Here is a 16,622-nt window from a genome sequence, read left to right on the forward strand (position 1 = left end):
TTTAGCCAATACCTATCAACTCCATGTATTGCCGCATCGAGACAAACATAAATTTAAATAACTGCTGCATCACCTCAGACATTACTGTAAACATAACAACCATTGTGACAAACGCCACAAAAATCTTCACTGGAAAACCGATTACAAAAATATTAAGTTGTGGCACAGTTTTTGCAACAATTCCTAGGGCTAAATCAGTCAAAAATACAGTAGCTACAATAGGAATAGCTAATTGAAACGCAATAATAAACATTCCAGCGAACATTTGTATTACAAACATAACTGTATTTTCTGTTGCAAGTTTCGGCCATGTCTGTGCAACAGGTACAAATTCATAACTATAATAAATTGCATCTAATAAAAGATGATGGCCATTAGCACTCAATAATAATAATAAAGCTATAACATTAAAAAATTGTCCAGTTAAAGGACTTTGTGTTCCCGTTTGTGGATCAATAACATTGGCAATAGCAAATCCTATTTGGAAGTCAATAAAACCTCCAGCTATTTGCACTGCTGACATTACAATATACGCTAACAAACCTAATGTTAGTCCCACAAGTGCTTCTTTAATAATCAATAAAGCATAATTACCATCAACTTCAATCATTTCAGCATCCATAGGAAGTGCAATAATTACTGAAAATAAAACTGCTAATCCAATCTTTACTTGATTTGGAATTGTTCGATATGAAAAAAAAGGCACTGTTGCTAAAAAAGCACTTAATCGGACAAGAATCAATATGATTAATGGAATTTTTGCTACCAATATTTCCATTCTCTCACCCTATATACCTTGTTAAGTTTTCAAAAATATCTTTTGTGTATGTAACAACCTTTGTTAGCATCCAAGGGCCAAAAAATACGATGGCTAATAATACAGCGATAATTTTTGGAACAAAAGATAATGTTTGCTCTTGAATTTGAGTCGTTGCTTGAAAGATACTCACAAGTAAACCAACTACTAATGCTACAAGTAAAAGGGGCCCTGAAGCCATAATCACAACAGTAATTGCACGTTCGGCAATTGATATAACTAGTTCTTGTGACATTTTTATTCATCCCCTAAAAGCTTTGTAATAGTGACTTCATCACGAGTGACCAGCCATCTACTAATACAAATAATAAAATTTTAAAAGGTAGCGAAATCATTACTGGCGGTAGCATCATCATCCCCATAGACATTAAAACACTAGCTACAATCATATCAATGACTAAAAATGGTATAAAAATCATAAATCCCATTTGAAATGCTGTTTTTAATTCACTTATGGTGTATGCCGGTACTAATGTCGTTAATGGTATATCCTCTACTTTTTCAGGCATTTCTTGATTTCTATAACTTAGAAATAAATCTAAGTCATTTTGGCGTGTATGTTTAGCCATAAACTCTTTAAAAGGTGTAGCTGCATTATCATATGCCTCATCTAAAGTTATTTCTTCATTAAACAATGGTTGTAAAGCGCCTTTATTCACTTCTTGTAGAGTTGGTGACATAATAAAAAATGTTAAGAACATTGCTAAGCCTATAATTACCTGATTAGGCGGCATTGTATTCGTTGCAAGAGCTGTTCTTACAAACGACAAAACAATGACGACTCGAGTAAAACAAGTCATCAAAATCAAAATACTTGGTGCAATAGAGAGTACTGTCAACAATAGCATTAGCTTCACAGAAGTCGAAACATTGGCAGCACTACTATCAGAAAAATAATTTATAAAATCACTCATCTTTCAGGCTGCTCTCCTTCTGTTTCAACACTTGTAATTCTTCATTACGTTGTTGTTTAATTTGATCTAAACGGCTTACAAATTCCGTTTTAAAATCATCCTTACCATCTATTTCTACCGTTTTTTTCTTTTTTAATAATTTTAAAAAAGGTGTTCCTTGAATTGGTTGAATTTGCTTTTCATTGTATAGAGCAATAAGTGAATTACGTTCTTGCTCATCTGTAATTTCTTTTAGCATATTTACATCTTCGCCTACACCAACTAGATAAAGAGAATTTCCTACTTTAACTAGTTGTACGGATTTTTGTGATCCTACAGAGATCCCGCCTAAATTTTGCATCATTTTAGTATGTTGATATTTTGTATTACGTTTATTTAAAACCCGTAATACAAAATACAGTAATCCAATAACAAAAATTAAAGCAAAAATCATCTTAATGTATTCTCCAGCAGACACACCAACAGCTGTCGATTCTTTATCATTATCGACAGCTGCCTTTGTATCCTCTTTGCAGGCTTCATCTTTCTTGTTTCCTATACAGTCATCTACCATAATATTAGATGATGCATAACCCACTTCAGAAAAAGGTACCGTTTCAGCAAATGGCAAAACATTACACAATACAAAGAAAAGCAATATAAAGCATACTTTTCTAAACATCACCTTACCCCAAAGCTTTTTGAATAGCTTCAATAACTCGATCTGCTTGGAATGGTTTTACGATGAAGTCTTTAGCTCCTGCTTGAATAGCATCAATTACCATTGCTTGTTGTCCCATTGCAGAACACATAATAATTGTTGCGTTCGGACTTGTCTTTTTAATTTCTTTCAAAGCTGCAATACCATCCATTTCTGGCATTGTAATATCCATTGTCACTAAATCTGGTTGCAATTCATTATATTTTTCAACAGCTTGAGCACCATCTGCTGCTTCTCCCACTACTTCAAATCCATTTTTTGTTAAAATATCCTTAATCATCATACGCATAAATGCTGCATCATCTACGATTAAAATTTTCTTTGCCATAATTAGATTCCTCCAAACGATTATCGTAAGTTATTTAGTCTATCTGCCTTACTTAAGATATCTGTAATTCGCACACCAAAATTCTCATCAATAACAACTACTTCACCTTTTGCTATTAAACGACTATTTACTAAAATATCAACCGGTTCACCAGCTAATTTATCTAATTCAATAATTGAACCGCTTACTAATTCTAATACGTCTTTTACTGAACGTTTTGTACGACCTAATTCAACTGTTACCTGCAAAGGTATATCTAGAAGCATATTTAAATTACGCGCTTCTGTTTGTTTTAATGATGGTTGTGTAAATTCTGTAAATTGTGCCTGTTGAACATTCATTGGTTGTTGTTGATATTGTTGAGGTTGTGCATACATCGGCTGTTGCATCATAGGCTGTTGCATTGGTTGTTCTTGTGAAGTCACTGGTTCAGAAACACTTTCTTTCTCTATTGAAATTTCTTCTACTGGTTCTGGATTCAATAGTTGTTGAACTAAGGATTGACTAAATTCCAAGGGTAATAACTGCATAATATTTGAATCAATTAATTCACCTATACGTAAACGGAAAGATACACGTACCAGCAAATCCTCTTCTGGAATATTTTCAGAACCTTCATCTTCACGAATATTCATTAGATCAATTGATGGAGGAGAAATATCTACTTTTTTATTAAATATTGTAGACATCGAAGTAGCTGCAGAGCCCATCATCTGATTCATTGCTTCTTGAACAGCACTTAAATGTATTTCACCTAATTCCTCTGATGGATTCAATCCATCTCCACCTAGCATCAAATCTGCAATAATAGCCGCATCGGATTGTTTGATTACAAGTAAATTCATTCCTGTTAAACCGATCGTATATTCTACTTGAATAGCAACATACGGATGGGGAAATTCCTCCTCCAGTTTGTCACGATTAATCATTGAAATGGTTGGTGTGGTAATATCAACTTTTTGACCCAGTAAAGAAGATAGTGCAGTTGCAGAACTGCCAAATGAAATATTACCTATCTCTCCTAAGGCATCCTGAGACATTTCATCTAAATAGTCTCCTACATTATACTGTTCTTTTTGAGCAGACGCATCATCATTTTTATCATCACCTTTATCAATTGATTCACCACGAAGTAGTGCCTCAATTTCTTCTTGTGATAACATATCATCACTCATCATCATCGTCTCCTCCTCTCAAAGACTCAATTACTTGAACAGCCATTTTTTTCTTCACTTTACCTGGCTGAGCAGTAAATTTTGGAATATTGTCTACTTTAATTGTTAATGGATTGGTAATGTTTTGATCTAACTGAATAACATCACCCTGTTGTAAAAATAAGAAATCTTCAATACTAATGTTTGTAGAACCTAATTCAGCTGTAACATCCACCTCAGATCGACGAATATTTTGCTCAATTCGAGCTTTTTGTTCTGGTGAATTTTCCCTAGTATTCGATTGCATCCAATATCGGACAGATAAATTTGGAACAATTGGTTCTAATACAACATGTGGAATGCAAATATTTATCATTCCACTAGTTTCACCAATGATAGAATTGAACGAAATAACGACTACCGTTTCATTTGGTGATATCATTTGTAAAAATTGAGGATTCACTTCTAACTCTGTTAAAATCGGGTCAATATCAGCAATATTTGCCCATGCTTCACGTAAATTATCAAATGATCTCTCAAAGAGATTTGTCATTATTTTTTGTTCGATTTCCGTCAAATTATCTACATTACTATGACTTGTTCCTGCTCCACCCATCAAACGATCCAACATTGAATAAGCAATATTTGGATTAATTTCCATTAGAATATTGCCATCTAAAGGTGGCACATCAAATACATTGATTAATGTAATATTAGGTATGGAACGAATAAATTCTTCAAATGGTATCTGATCCACCGAAGCTACGGTGATTTGAACATAGCTGCGCAGCTGGGCAGAAAAATATGTTGTTAATAGGCGTGCAAAGTTTTCATGAATTCGCGTTAAGCTACGGATTTGATCTTTAGAAAATCGTAATGCTCGTTTAAAGTCATATACTTTTACTTTTTTCGTTTCTTCTTCTTTTTTCATATCTTCCGCCGACATTTCACCTGTTGATAACGCTGATAACAATGCATCAATTTCGGATTGTGATAACACATCTCCGGCCATTTGCCCACCTCCTTAAAAATTCATTTCTTTTTTATTGAATAATACATGATGTAATATACACACGCTGAATTTGACCTTCTTGCATTAATTCATTAAATTTTGTTTTTAATGTATTTTGTAAAACCGCTTTTCCTTTTTTCCCTTCTAAATTCTCTTTTGATAACTCTGAAAGTTCTTCAATTAAAATATCTTTCATTTGAAAATCACGTTTTGTTAATTCTTCTGCAGCATCCTTACTATCCGTTTGTACTTTCAAAGAAATTTTAACAAAATTACTGCCTTTTAAGTTTGTAGTTAATTCTTCTACATCAACAGAAGACTCTAACACTGTATCAATATCTGGCTCCGCATTTACCGTATCTTTCCCACCAATTTGGGTAATGACTACGGTGGCTACAACACCGATTAAAGTTAGCGAAACCAACACAATAAGCATGATTGTTAGCACTTTATTTTTATTCATCTTCTTCACCTCTTAAATGCGGATTGGATAGGAGTTGAACACTTTTATAAAACTTTGTAACTCGATTTAATACTTCGTTCCCAGATTCTAATACAACATATTTTCTTCCAGTCGTTAATGTAATGGTCGTATCTGGAAACTCTTCGACTGTTTCTATGTATAATGCATTAAGTGAGAACGCCTTGCCATTTAACTTTGTTAAAGAAATCATAAAATGGATAGGACTAAGAAATTAACTTAGTCCTTCCTCCCTTCTTATAAAAAGGTTAAAAATTATCGTTTTAAATTTACTAATTCTTGTAAAATTTCATCAGATGTCGTAATAATGCGTGAGTTTGCTTGGAAGGCACGCTGCGCAATAATCATTTCGGTAAATTCTTCTGACATATCAACATTTGACATTTCAAGGAATCCTGATTGAATGACGCCATTTCCCTCTACACCTGGAGTTTTTTCCTCACTTGGTGCTCCTGAGTTAGCAGATGGTTTAAAGAAGTTTGCTCCTACTTTTGTTAGACCACCTGGATTAATAAATTTAGTAACTCCTATTTGACCTAACGGAGTTAACTGTCCTCCAACAATTGCATTAACTGTTCCATCTTGTGAAATAGATACTTCAGTGGCTTCGGCGGGGATATTAATATTACCACTACCAGCTGCTTGAATATAAGCTCCATCACTTGTTACTAGAGCCCCATTGCTATCTAAATAAAAATTACCTGAACGCGTATACATCGTTTCACCATTTTTTGTAACTTCAAAATAGCCATCTCCTTCAATAGCTAAGTCAAGCACGCGATTGGTTGTCTGTAATGATGATTGATCTGCAATTGTATCAATTGAAGCTACTGCAGAACCTAATCCAATTTGTTTTGGATTTGTACCACCCATTGTATCTGTAGCGCCGCCAGCACCTGCAGAAGTTTGTGAGATTAAATCTTTAAATGTCGTACGGCCTTTTTTGAAGCCATACGTATTAACATTGGCGATGTTATTACCAATAACATCTAACTTCGTTTGAAAATTCCGTAAACCACTAACACCTGAATACATTGAACGTAACATAATAAATTTTCTCCCTTCGATTTTAAAAAATATATTACCTCTGTCAATCGGTAATACGAAGGCACCCTTTTACAGGTCCTGCCTATGATAAAATAATTGTTCCATCAATATTAGTAAACAATTGATTTTCAGATTCTTCTCTACTCATTGCTGTAATGACTGTCATATTTTTAGCGCTAACAATCATTGTTGTTTTGGGTGTTACAACAAGAGGTTCCTGAACTCCTTTTTCTTTCGCCTCTAGTACTTTACTTGTGATTTTCTGCCATTCTACTTCATTTATTTTTATATTTCGCTGTGCCAAACGTTGTGATGCATGTTTACTTATTTTCAACGAATTATGTTGATTTAAAACATCTTGAAAGTTTTGTGTAGGTACCTTTTTATAGGGCACTACATTTGGTGATTGCTTAACAGTGTTTGCTGGTTGTAGTGGTTGAATATATCGCAATAAATTTATGCTTTCTGAGCGATTGCTACAATTTGATCTGCTGTTGTTTGAAGACCGCCTGATAAATTGAAAACAATTGAGTTGTCTTTTCTAGATACCGATTCAACCATCGCTGTTTGCTCTTCACCTTGTTCTTTTTTGAATGTAACATTTTTCCCAATTAACATGCTTGAGTCTACAAGAGAATTACCTGCACTACTTGAAGAACTTCCAGATAATACTTCTGATATATTAGATGCTTGAATGGTTTTTCCATTATCTAATACAAATTTTGCTGTTGAGCCGTCGTATTTGACACTTACGATTGTTCCAGTACCACTTTCAACACCTGCTGTAGATTGCGTTATCGAATCTTTAGCAGACTCTACAACTTCTCCAGTTTCTTTTCCAGTTGTCGTTGTTGTAATATGATACTTTACCGTTTTACCAACAAAAGAATTAAATTGAATCATCTGTGTTTGCTGTGTGACTGCTGTTAATTCTTCAATTGATGACGAAACATTTTGCATTTGTTCTAAAGAAGAGAACTGCGCCATTTGTGAAATAAATTGTGAGTTATCCATCGGACTAGATGGATCTTGATATTGTAGTTGTGTTACTAATAACTTTAAAAATGCGTCTTTACCTAAAGAAGTATTTTCACCTTCTGCAACTACTTTAACGCCATTACTTGGCATACCATATTGCTTTTGAATAGTTGTTGTCATAACTTACACCTCTAATTCTGCTAATAGTTCTTCAAACGTCAATCCATCATCATCTTGTCTATTTTCTTTTTGATTGCTATGATTCTGCTGATTCATAGACGATTGTTGATTAAATTGTTGTTGGCGCTGCTCGCTACGTGACGGTTCAGATAATGCTTGTGAAATATCAATTCGATCCAATTGAATATTTTGATTCACTAGCCCTGTTTTTAATTGATGTAATTGACTTTCTATCATTTGCTTACCAGTAGCTGTTGATGTCAAAATACGTGCACTCATTATTCCATTTTGCTGTGAAAACTCTATACGTACTGAACCCAAATGCTCTGGATATAGTTTAATCAATAAGCGTTGTCCTTGAGCATTAGTTGCTAATTGGCTACGATTCATAATTTGTTCAAATTGTTTTACAAAGTTTTCAGATTGTGAAGTTGACGTTGTTTGCGGTAAAGAAATTGTTATAGTTGTTGTCTGTGGAATGACTTTTGTAATCGCGTTACCTACCAATTCAGGCGTCACTGATTTTGTTGTTGAAATTTCTTGCTGAACGACTGGTTTCACCACCCCAATAATTTCTTGTTCCTTCATATTGGGTGACAATTCTTTTTGACCTATAGTCGGTGCTTGTACTTCTGCCACTTTTATATTCACAGGTGCATTGTTAATCATTTCTTTAACATCTTGTTGCGTTTGTGCAGTTTCAATAACTCTTGAAGCAATTGTAGTCATCCAGTTTTTAACTTGTGAACTCTGCATTTCTTGTTGTAATGTTAAATCTGTTTTTGGAGCCGCTAATTCAACAAATTTTAACATTTTAACAACATCCGAAATTTCTTCTTTTGTAAATGGTCCTTTTCCTTCTAATGAAGTCGTTACATTTTGAATAAATTTGAATGCACTCATATCAAGTTGGGCTAAAATATCCCAAAGGTTATCCCCCGTTACTTCTTCTGCAATTAGTTCACTAAATGCTTTTTTCAACTGATCTATATCTACCTCAAGTACTTCTGCTAATTGATTTAATGAAATCTGTTTTGTCATTAGCTCTGTATCAGAAATATCAATTCCTAATTCTTTCAAATTCGAAGCGTTCAATAAACTTTTTATATCTATATCTACTGTTTCAACTTTTGTCTGATTATTACCCAACAATGCACCTAATCCTAAATTCATTTGAAATTTTTTAGATGTATTTCCATCATCAAATGTTTTTTGCTGATTTGGTACTACTGAATTTGTATCATTAATAGTTGCGGCATTTAGTCTTTCATTAAATGATACACCTTGATCATTTACAGAAGCATTTGTTGTATTTACTGTATTCATTGATTGTTGCATTGTGTTTGCTAATTGCATCGTTGCAAGATTCATTTATTCACCTCCTTTCAATTTTTTAATTTGTTGAAGTTTTTGTTACATTTTTATTGTCGGCTTTTTTTACAGATAATAAAGTAGTAAATCTAGCAGCTTCATCTGGAGACATTTTTTCTAAAATGGCGGCTAATGTTTCTGTTTTTAATTTACTCATGATTGCAATAGCTTCTTCATCCTTAAGCGCAACTAAAGCTGGCGCGGCAGATTTTGGTCGCATTTGTTCATATGTAGCAACAAGCGAATCAATGCTTGCTGTTTCATCTTCAGAACCTGACTTTAATTTTTTTATTTCTTTTTTCAAACGACGTTTTTCTATTCGTTCTTTTTTCGCAGTTATTTTTTGTTGATCAATTTGATCTTGCAAACTCTTAATTTCAGCTTCTTTTTCTTGTTGCTGAGCTTTCAAATTCACAATTTGTTCTTCGTAATTTTTATTATTAATTTCATTGCTTTCTTCATTTTGAGAAACACCTGCAATATCTTTTGCCTTTTCAAAAATATTTGTACCTGTCACTTCAAAAACAATTAATAAAATTGCTGAAGCGAATAGTAACGGTATAATAATCCAGAAAAAAGCTTTTTGGAATTTTCCCGGTGTTTTTTTTTCTTCTCCCAAATCTTCACGGCCCTTAGGTGGTCTTTTACCTTTTACAGGTCGTTTTTTTGGTTGTGCCACTAGAATCACCTAATTTCTTTATTGTAATAAGCGATTTGCGAGAGCTCATCTAATTGAAGCATTTCTAATCGATTTTTTTCTAATTTAAATAATTCATAATCTTTCTCTCGCATTTTTTCATATTTTCTACACTCTAATGTTTGCTCAAGTAATTTTCCTTCAAACCATTCCATTTTAGAACGTGCTTGAATTACCTTATTTTGAATATCAACAATCGCTTTTTCTATGCTATCTAAAAACTGTGCATTACTATGCATTTCTTGGATGCTCATACCTATTTTCATTTGTTGCTCTTGATAGCTAATTAAATCTTCTTTTCTTTTTAAGGAATCATATAAGTTTTGAGCAACTGCTTCAAAATCTTGTACAGCTTTTTTATAAGCCATTTCAACTTCATTCTTTTCTTGTTCTTTTACAACAATAATGGAATCAAATCGATATTTATACTTTGGCATCTATTATCCTCCTCGATTTGCTAAGTGAATAAGTTGATTAACGCTTTCTTCTAAAGAAACCGGGTCTAGATACCCCTGTTTTAAAAAATTCGTAATCAATGGTTCATAAAAAATAGCTTCATCAATTTCTTTTGATGTTCCTTTTTTATAAGCTCCTATATTAATCAAATCTTCGGACTTACTATAAGTGAAATAAAGTTCTCTTAATTTTTCTGCGGCAATTTTATGATCGTTTGTAACAATATGATTCATTAGTCGACTTACACTTTTCAAAACATTTATTGCAGGATATTGCCCTTTATTAGCCAAGACACGGTCTAAAACAATATGACCATCTAATATTCCACGTACAGTATCTGCAATTGGTTCATTCATATCGTCCCCATCTACTAGTACTGTATAAAAAGCTGTAATAGAGCCATATTCATTTGTTCCTGTACGCTCTAATAGTTTAGGTAAAATAGCGAATACTGAAGGCGTATAGCCTTTTTGTGCAGGCGGTTCTCCTGTAGCAAGACCTACTTCTCGTTGTGCCATAGCCACTCGTGTTACCGAGTCCATCATTAACATGACATTTAATCCCTTATTACGGAAATATTCTGCTATAGCTGTAGCTGTAAAAGCACCTTTTATACGCATTAATGCAGGTTGATCAGAAGTAGCAGCAACAATTATCGAGCGTTTCAGCCCCTCGGGTCCTAAATCTCGTTCTATAAACTCTCTTACTTCTCTACCACGTTCTCCAATTAATGCTATGACATTTAAATCTGCAGTAGTATTTCTAGCAATCATTCCTAATAATGTTGATTTACCTACACCCGAACCGGCAAAGATACCAAGACGCTGCCCTTTTCCGACTGTTAACATACCGTCAATTGCTTTAACACCAACCTCTAATTTTTCTTCTATAGGTGGTCTAGTTAATGGGTTCGGTGGTTCTCCTTCAGTATCTACAACTGCTAATCCTTTAGGTAATATCGAGCCATCTAAAGGATTTCCCATTGAATCTAAAATTTTCCCAATTAATTCTGGCCCAATTTTAATTTCAAGTGGCTTATTTGTACTTTCAACAAGACAACCAATAGAGATATCTCTCAATGAAGTAAAAGGCATTAAGACAACCGTTTCATCTCTAAAACCCACTACTTCTGCTAAAATTTTTTGATGCCCTGTATGCGCAGAGAAAACATGTATTTTACATACATCACCTATTGAACTTTCAGGGCCTTGCGCCTCAATCATTAATCCAACAACTTTTGTCACTCGACCATATTTTTTAAATGTAGGTACGGCATGTAATTGTTCTAATAATTCCACAGCCTTCATTCCAAATCACTCCGCACTCTCTAATATTTCACTTAGGTGGTGACGTAACTCATTTAACTGTTCATCGATACTAGCTATAAGGCGACCATGATTTGTATCTATATAGCATTCTTGAATTGATAATGTATCGTCAATAAAAATCATAAATGGCATATCTGCTGGGAACATCGCTACTAATTCTGCTCTATTTTTTGTAAGCAATGCATGATTTTCTGCAGAAACATACACTTTGACAAATTCACTTTCACGAACTTCTTTCAATGCTCGTTTAACAATTGGCATATATTTTGTAGCATTTTCTTCTAACTCTAAATTTAAAATCCGCTCTGCTGAACGCATAGCCAATTCTAAAATAACGCCCTCTTGACTTTCTAGATATGCATAGGCATTTTGCTCTGATTGAGCCATTGTTTCATTAGCTATTTGAATATCAGATGCCATATTCGATAACGCTTTATTTCTTCCCTCATCTATACCTTGAGAAAAACCTTCATCATATGCTTGTTGCTGCAATTGGATTTTTTCATCTTCCCATTGTTGCTTGGACTTTTTTAATGAAGTTTCTTTTTCTATGCAAAATACTTCAAACTGCTTTTTTTTCAATTCAATTTCTTGCCGAGCTTCTTCTAATAATCGATCTCGCTCAGCATACAATTGTTCTAGTGAAATATCTGGAACGACGTCATTATCTTCATCGACAGTAGGAATCATGAATTCTCGAATTTCAATCGTGCGAATATTTGGTTGGTCCATACCTGTGCCTGGGCGATAAATTCTAGACAATAATGTCATCTCCTCCACCACGAGCAATAATAATTTCTCCGGCATCTTCTAAACGACGAGTTACTGCGACAATACGTGATTGTGCTTCTTCAACATCACGTAAGCGAACTGGTCCCATAACCGCCATGTCTTCTTTGAAAGTTTCTGCCATACGTTGAGACATATTTTTGAATAAGATTTCTTTGACATCTTCGCTTGAAACTTTCATAGATAATAATAGATCTTCGTTTTCGACATCGCGTATAACACGTTGAATTGAACGGTTGTCCAATGTAACCAAATCTTCGAAAACGAACATACGTTTTTTGATTTCTTCTGCAAGTTCTGGATCCTGAATTTCGAGTGCATCGAGAATTGTTTTTTCTGTTTGACGGTCTACCCCATTCAGTACTTCTACAACTGCATCTACACCGCCCGTTTCTGTATAATCCTGTGTTACTGTAGAAGATAATTTTCTTTCTAATACAGATTCAATTTCACTAATAACTTCAGGTGATGTTGATTCCATTGTTGCTATACGTTTTGCGATATCTGCCTGTACTTCTTGTGGCAGTGACGATAAAATTGTTCCTGCCTGCTGAGGCTCAAGATACGATAAAATAAGTGCAATTGTTTGTGGATGCTCATTTTGAATAAAGTTAAAAATTTGAGCTGGATCTGTTCGGCGCGCAAAATCGAATGGTCTTACTTGTAATGATGATGTCAAACGATTAATAATTTGCTGTGCTTGATCATTTCCTAATGCTTTTTCAAGAACTGTTTTTGCATATCCAATACCCCCTTGCACAATATAATCTTGTGCAAGGGCAATATTATGAAATTCTTCAATTATCTCTTCTTTTACTTCTGGGTCTACTTTTTTCACGCCTGAAATTTCTAGAGTTAAACGCTCAATTTCCTCTTCGGATAGATGTTTATATACTGCAGCAGAAACTTCAGGTCCTAATGAGATTAATAGGAGTGCGGCTTTTTGTTTACCAGAAAGCTCTTTATCTTTTTTTGCTACCAACGCATTTCCCTCCCATTAGTCTTCTGAAATCCATGTACGTAATAATTTTGCAAAGTCTTCTGGCTTATCTTTCGCCATTTTCTCTAACTGTTTACGACGAACTGTTGATTCAGAATCTTTTTCGTCTGCTATGTCTTCAATTTCAATTTCCTCATCATAATAGTCTTCTTCATCATAATAATCTTCTTCATTTTGACGACGTGAACGGATAATAAAGAATGTTAATAATCCAATGGCTACAACTAGAACACCACCAATGACCCAAATCCACCAAGGAATTGTTGTACCTGTTGCTGTTGCTGTTGTAGCTTTACCATTTAATTTTTGAACGGAAACATTAATTTTTTGTGATACATCTGCATTTGATAAGTTTCCTGCTGAGTTTTTATCAATTGATGTACGTACAATTGATGTCAACATATCTTGAACAGCCGTTTCTGTATCTGCTGGTAGAGATGTTGGGTCATCTGATGTTGGTGGTTCTAAAACGACTTGAATCCCTAAATCACGTACACGATACGGACTTTCAGTAATTTGGCGTTTAATACGATTCACTTCATTATTAACAGTATCTTCTGTTCTTTCATAATCTCCAGAACCCGTATCTCCAGCAGCTTGATAATCTGTAAAATTATCTGTAGCTCCATCTGCCTCTGACGTTCCTGCTGCTGCAGCTCCAGTACCTGAGTACGTTTCAGAAATCTTTTGAGCACTAATTGTAATACCCGCCATATTTTCTTTATCAACTGGCTCTACTAGTTTCTCAGTTCTTTGTTCTTGTGTGAAATCAATATCAGAAGTCACTGTAACAACGGCTTTTCCAGCACCCATAATATTACTTAATAATGATTGAACTTGTCTTTGTAAATCACGTTCAATTTGTTTTTTTACGGCTAATTGACTCGCTGCATTCCCAGCTCCATTCGCTCCTGCAATAGAATCTGATGTTAAATCAAAATATTCATTATATTGATTTGTAATAACAATATTATCTGTATTCAAATTGGGTACTGATTTTGCCACTAAATTGTATAATGTTTTAATTTGCTCATCAGAAAATTGTTGTCCTGCCTGTGTATCTAACACAATAGAAGCACTAGATTCTTCTGCATTCTCACTACTTGTTACAAATGTGCTTTTTTCAGGTATAGATAACATAACTTTTGCATCTTTAATTCCATCCATTTGTTTTAATAATTTTGCTAATTCAGTTTGAACTGATGCAACTTTTAGCACATTAAATTCGTTGTCAGTCATACCAAATCCTGCGTTTTCGGAGAAGAAAGAGTAGTCAATTTCACCCGATTGTGGATAGCCTTGTGAAGCTAAACTTACGAGTAAATCATCTGCTTGATTTTCTGGAACTAATATTGTGGTTCCACCTTCTTCAATTTGATACTTAACCCCTTCAGCATCTAATTGTTCTTTAATTTGTCCAACTTCACTAGCTGTTAAATTTGAATACAAAGGTTTGTAAGTAACGCGGGTTGCAAAATATGTAATAATTGCTGCTAACGCAATAATTGCTACGATGCTACTAATTAATGCAATCTTTTGCTTTTTTGAACGACTTCCCCAAAATCCAGAGAACTTCGTTTTAATATTATTTACTCTTTCGTTCATTTTATGCCTCCGGGTACTTGTAAATGCAGCGATTCAAAGGTTTAAGCTTATACTGACATACGCATAACTTCTTGATAAGCTTCGACTGCTTTATTACGAATCGATAGAGCCGTATTCAATGTAACATTTGCTTTTTGTGCAGCAATCATTACATCATGCAACTCCACATCTTGCCCATTCACTAATTTATTTGTATACACATCTGATGTTGCTTGTGTGTCATTTACTTCATTAATTGCATCTTTTAACATCGTGCTAAACGATGTGTCTGTTTTAATGTTATCTGTTGCTGCTGTTTGCGTCACAGCAGGAGTAACAGGTTGAGTTAGCGCCACAGAAGATATGGCCATCATTAACAGCTCCTTCTAATTCATTTATTTACCTATTTCTAAAGCTTTTGACAGCATTGATTTATTTGCGTTAAATGCAGTTACATTCGCTTCATAAGATCTTGTTGCCGAAATCAAGTTTGTCATTTCTTTTAATGAATCCACATTTGATGTTTGAACATACCCTTCATCATTTGCATCCGGATCAGTTGGATCGTAAATTAATTTAAACGGTGTTTCTGTATCTTCATTAATTTGAGTTACTTTTACACCTTTACCTGTGGACTGATCACTTCGACCAATTGCTGCACTTAAATAGTTGGAAAAAGCAGGTCCTGATTGTTGAGAAGCTAATTTTACCGTTTTACGACGGTATGGTTCCCATTCTCCATTAACTTGTTTTGCTCTTGTTGTATCTATGTTTGCTAAGTTTGATGAAACAACATCCATTCTTAATCGTTGCGCAGTCAATGCACTTCCTGTTGTTTCCATACTACTAAAAATCGACATGCTTAACTTCCTCCCTTAGCAACTGTTAACAATGAATTAAGCTTTCCACTTACACGATCAATTAATGCATTGTAATAAATTGTATTTTCTGCTAAACTTGCCTGTTCTTTATCCATATCAACACCATTACCATTTTGGCGATAACTTAAATTTGTATAACTATATACACCTGGTGTTTTTGTTGAACTGGTAGTGAAATTAATATGCTTATTATCTGTTCTATAAGCTGATACAGATGATGTTTTCGCATCTTCTAACATTTTTGCAAAACTAACATCTTTTGCTTTATAATTAGGTGTATCACTATTTGCTATATTTTGTGCAACTACTTTATTCTTAGTTGAAGCATATGATAGACCATATTCTAAATTACTAATTGTCCCACTAAATAACCCCACTTTTTTCACCTCAGTTCAATATTCGCTGTAAACAAAGCCCTATAATATCAATATGTTAATTGTAATAAATAAGCGACAGTGTGTCTATTGATTCTACAGCTTTTTTAATGATTCCAAGGTCCTATCTTTAGTTCTATAATACTTTCAACTCAATGTTATATTCACTATATTATATTGTTTTTAGGCTGTTTATTCACACTATCAATACAGTGTAAACCTTAAACATAGGGATTTTGAAGCTGTTTCGAATTTTACTTTTTATTGAAATAAAATATTACTTTTATCCTTAGTAATATTTTATACCTAAATTTGTATTTAAAGAAAATTAATTACATAAAGATACATGAATTTATTTTTAAGAAGTTTAATTTGTATTTTTATGATAATTCTTTAGTTTCTTATTAGCAGTTATTTTTTCAGCAAATAAAAAAGAGGCTGGGACAAAACCCTAGTCAATAAGAAAAGACATTCACGATTTTATTCAAATCATGAATGTCTTTTTTATCTGCTTGTCAGCCGTTGTTCATC

22 protein-coding genes are annotated in these 16,622 nt (G+C 33.9%); all 22 read right to left on the reverse strand.

From position 1 onward, the window contains the following. Nucleotide 1: 1 nt before the first annotated feature. Entirely contained in the window at nt 2-778 is a 777-nt protein-coding gene (gene fliR, locus ACFSY7_RS19030; RefSeq protein ID WP_126990754.1) for a flagellar biosynthetic protein FliR, read from the reverse strand. Nucleotides 779-782: 4 nt separating this feature from the next. Next, nucleotides 783-1,052, reverse strand: coding sequence for a flagellar biosynthesis protein FliQ (gene fliQ / locus ACFSY7_RS19035; protein WP_020189457.1), 270 nt, complete (start codon nt 1,050-1,052; stop codon nt 783-785). Between the two features lie 13 nt (nt 1,053-1,065). Beyond that, a complete protein-coding gene (gene fliP / locus ACFSY7_RS19040; protein ID WP_020189456.1) occupies nt 1,066-1,731 on the reverse strand; it encodes a flagellar type III secretion system pore protein FliP in 666 nt (221 codons plus the stop codon). Further along, entirely contained in the window at nt 1,724-2,392 is a 669-nt protein-coding gene (locus ACFSY7_RS19045; RefSeq protein ID WP_380149195.1) for a flagellar biosynthetic protein FliO, read from the reverse strand. Before ACFSY7_RS19045 ends, fliP begins: the two co-directional genes overlap by 8 nt. A 4-nt stretch (nt 2,393-2,396) precedes the next feature. Further along, nucleotides 2,397-2,759, reverse strand: a complete 363-nt coding sequence (locus tag ACFSY7_RS19050; RefSeq protein ID WP_020189454.1) for a response regulator — start codon at nt 2,757-2,759, stop codon at nt 2,397-2,399. A 20-nt stretch (nt 2,760-2,779) separates the two neighbouring features. Continuing rightward, nucleotides 2,780-3,934, reverse strand: coding sequence for a flagellar motor switch phosphatase FliY (gene fliY, locus ACFSY7_RS19055; protein ID WP_380149208.1), 1,155 nt, complete (start codon nt 3,932-3,934; stop codon nt 2,780-2,782). Further along, a complete protein-coding gene (gene fliM / locus ACFSY7_RS19060; protein WP_020189452.1) occupies nt 3,927-4,925 on the reverse strand; it encodes a flagellar motor switch protein FliM in 999 nt (332 codons plus the stop codon). The genes fliY and fliM overlap by 8 nt, the downstream gene beginning before the upstream one ends. A gap of 31 nt (nt 4,926-4,956) precedes the next feature. After that, nucleotides 4,957-5,388, reverse strand: a complete 432-nt coding sequence (gene fliL / locus ACFSY7_RS19065) for a flagellar basal body-associated protein FliL (protein ID WP_380149196.1) — start codon at nt 5,386-5,388, stop codon at nt 4,957-4,959. Further along, entirely contained in the window at nt 5,381-5,599 is a 219-nt protein-coding gene (locus ACFSY7_RS19070; protein WP_020189450.1) for a flagellar FlbD family protein, read from the reverse strand. Before ACFSY7_RS19070 ends, fliL begins: the two co-directional genes overlap by 8 nt. A 62-nt stretch (nt 5,600-5,661) precedes the next feature. Further along, complete coding sequence (flgG, locus tag ACFSY7_RS19075; RefSeq protein ID WP_020189449.1) at nt 5,662-6,453, reverse strand: flagellar basal body rod protein FlgG; 792 nt, start codon at nt 6,451-6,453, stop codon at nt 5,662-5,664. An 82-nt stretch (nt 6,454-6,535) separates the two neighbouring features. Continuing rightward, complete coding sequence (locus tag ACFSY7_RS19080; RefSeq protein ID WP_020189448.1) at nt 6,536-6,904, reverse strand: TIGR02530 family flagellar biosynthesis protein; 369 nt, start codon at nt 6,902-6,904, stop codon at nt 6,536-6,538. A gap of 5 nt (nt 6,905-6,909) precedes the next feature. Further along, nucleotides 6,910-7,611, reverse strand: coding sequence for a flagellar hook capping FlgD N-terminal domain-containing protein (locus ACFSY7_RS19085; protein WP_380149197.1), 702 nt, complete (start codon nt 7,609-7,611; stop codon nt 6,910-6,912). A gap of 3 nt (nt 7,612-7,614) precedes the next feature. Further along, on the reverse strand, nt 7,615-8,982 hold the full coding sequence (locus ACFSY7_RS19090; protein WP_380149198.1) for a flagellar hook-length control protein FliK: 1,368 nt from the start codon (nt 8,980-8,982) through the stop codon (nt 7,615-7,617). A 22-nt stretch (nt 8,983-9,004) separates the two neighbouring features. After that, on the reverse strand, nt 9,005-9,661 hold the full coding sequence (locus ACFSY7_RS19095) for a MotE family protein (protein ID WP_380149199.1): 657 nt from the start codon (nt 9,659-9,661) through the stop codon (nt 9,005-9,007). Nucleotides 9,662-9,666: 5 nt separating this feature from the next. Further along, nucleotides 9,667-10,116 carry a flagellar export protein FliJ gene (gene fliJ / locus ACFSY7_RS19100; protein ID WP_126990760.1) on the reverse strand — a complete coding sequence of 150 codons (450 nt, stop codon included), beginning with the start codon at nt 10,114-10,116 and terminating at the stop codon, nt 9,667-9,669. Between the two features lie 3 nt (nt 10,117-10,119). Next, a complete protein-coding gene (gene fliI / locus ACFSY7_RS19105) occupies nt 10,120-11,442 on the reverse strand; it encodes a flagellar protein export ATPase FliI (protein WP_020189443.1) in 1,323 nt (440 codons plus the stop codon). Nucleotides 11,443-11,448: 6 nt separating this feature from the next. Further along, complete coding sequence (locus ACFSY7_RS19110; RefSeq protein WP_380149200.1) at nt 11,449-12,225, reverse strand: FliH/SctL family protein; 777 nt, start codon at nt 12,223-12,225, stop codon at nt 11,449-11,451. Continuing rightward, the gene (fliG, locus tag ACFSY7_RS19115; RefSeq protein ID WP_020189441.1) at nt 12,218-13,234 is read right to left on the reverse strand and encodes a flagellar motor switch protein FliG; all 1,017 of its coding nucleotides are present in this window, start codon (nt 13,232-13,234) and stop codon (nt 12,218-12,220) included. Before fliG ends, ACFSY7_RS19110 begins: the two co-directional genes overlap by 8 nt. 15 nt (nt 13,235-13,249) lie before the next feature. Then, entirely contained in the window at nt 13,250-14,857 is a 1,608-nt protein-coding gene (gene fliF / locus ACFSY7_RS19120) for a flagellar basal-body MS-ring/collar protein FliF (protein ID WP_380149201.1), read from the reverse strand. 47 nt (nt 14,858-14,904) lie between these two features. Beyond that, entirely contained in the window at nt 14,905-15,207 is a 303-nt protein-coding gene (fliE, locus tag ACFSY7_RS19125) for a flagellar hook-basal body complex protein FliE (RefSeq protein WP_020189440.1), read from the reverse strand. Between the two features lie 24 nt (nt 15,208-15,231). Next, a complete protein-coding gene (gene flgC, locus ACFSY7_RS19130; protein ID WP_380149204.1) occupies nt 15,232-15,696 on the reverse strand; it encodes a flagellar basal body rod protein FlgC in 465 nt (154 codons plus the stop codon). A 2-nt stretch (nt 15,697-15,698) separates the two neighbouring features. Next, a complete protein-coding gene (gene flgB / locus ACFSY7_RS19135; protein ID WP_020189438.1) occupies nt 15,699-16,094 on the reverse strand; it encodes a flagellar basal body rod protein FlgB in 396 nt (131 codons plus the stop codon). Nucleotides 16,095-16,622 lie beyond the last annotated feature (528 nt).

The sequence above is a fragment of the Kurthia populi genome (genome assembly GCF_042686175.1).
In the GTDB taxonomy this organism is placed as follows: domain Bacteria; phylum Bacillota; class Bacilli; order Bacillales_A; family Planococcaceae; genus Kurthia; species Kurthia populi.

What these genes read in the sequence shown, in the direction of transcription:
- fliR (WP_126990754.1), bottom strand. Translation starts at nt 778, where the DNA reads ATGGAAATATTGGTAGCAAAAATTCCATTAATCATATTGATTCTTGTC.
- fliQ (WP_020189457.1), bottom strand. Translation starts at nt 1,052, where the DNA reads ATGTCACAAGAACTAGTTATATCAATTGCCGAACGTGCAATTACTGTT.
- fliP (WP_020189456.1), bottom strand. Translation starts at nt 1,731, where the DNA reads ATGAGTGATTTTATAAATTATTTTTCTGATAGTAGTGCTGCCAATGTT.
- ACFSY7_RS19045 (WP_380149195.1), bottom strand. Translation starts at nt 2,392, where the DNA reads ATGTTTAGAAAAGTATGCTTTATATTGCTTTTCTTTGTATTGTGTAAT.
- ACFSY7_RS19050 (WP_020189454.1), bottom strand. Translation starts at nt 2,759, where the DNA reads ATGGCAAAGAAAATTTTAATCGTAGATGATGCAGCATTTATGCGTATG.
- fliY (WP_380149208.1), bottom strand. Translation starts at nt 3,934, where the DNA reads ATGAGTGATGATATGTTATCACAAGAAGAAATTGAGGCACTACTTCGT.
- fliM (WP_020189452.1), bottom strand. Translation starts at nt 4,925, where the DNA reads ATGGCCGGAGATGTGTTATCACAATCCGAAATTGATGCATTGTTATCA.
- fliL (WP_380149196.1), bottom strand. Translation starts at nt 5,388, where the DNA reads ATGAATAAAAATAAAGTGCTAACAATCATGCTTATTGTGTTGGTTTCG.
- ACFSY7_RS19070 (WP_020189450.1), bottom strand. Translation starts at nt 5,599, where the DNA reads ATGATTTCTTTAACAAAGTTAAATGGCAAGGCGTTCTCACTTAATGCA.
- flgG (WP_020189449.1), bottom strand. Translation starts at nt 6,453, where the DNA reads ATGTTACGTTCAATGTATTCAGGTGTTAGTGGTTTACGGAATTTTCAA.
- ACFSY7_RS19085 (WP_380149197.1), bottom strand. Translation starts at nt 7,611, where the DNA reads ATGACAACAACTATTCAAAAGCAATATGGTATGCCAAGTAATGGCGTT.
- ACFSY7_RS19090 (WP_380149198.1), bottom strand. Translation starts at nt 8,982, where the DNA reads ATGAATCTTGCAACGATGCAATTAGCAAACACAATGCAACAATCAATG.
- fliJ (WP_126990760.1), bottom strand. Translation starts at nt 10,116, where the DNA reads ATGCCAAAGTATAAATATCGATTTGATTCCATTATTGTTGTAAAAGAA.
- fliI (WP_020189443.1), bottom strand. Translation starts at nt 11,442, where the DNA reads ATGAAGGCTGTGGAATTATTAGAACAATTACATGCCGTACCTACATTT.
- fliF (WP_380149201.1), bottom strand. Translation starts at nt 14,857, where the DNA reads ATGAACGAAAGAGTAAATAATATTAAAACGAAGTTCTCTGGATTTTGG.
- fliE (WP_020189440.1), bottom strand. Translation starts at nt 15,207, where the DNA reads ATGGCCATATCTTCTGTGGCGCTAACTCAACCTGTTACTCCTGCTGTG.
- flgC (WP_380149204.1), bottom strand. Translation starts at nt 15,696, where the DNA reads ATGTCGATTTTTAGTAGTATGGAAACAACAGGAAGTGCATTGACTGCG.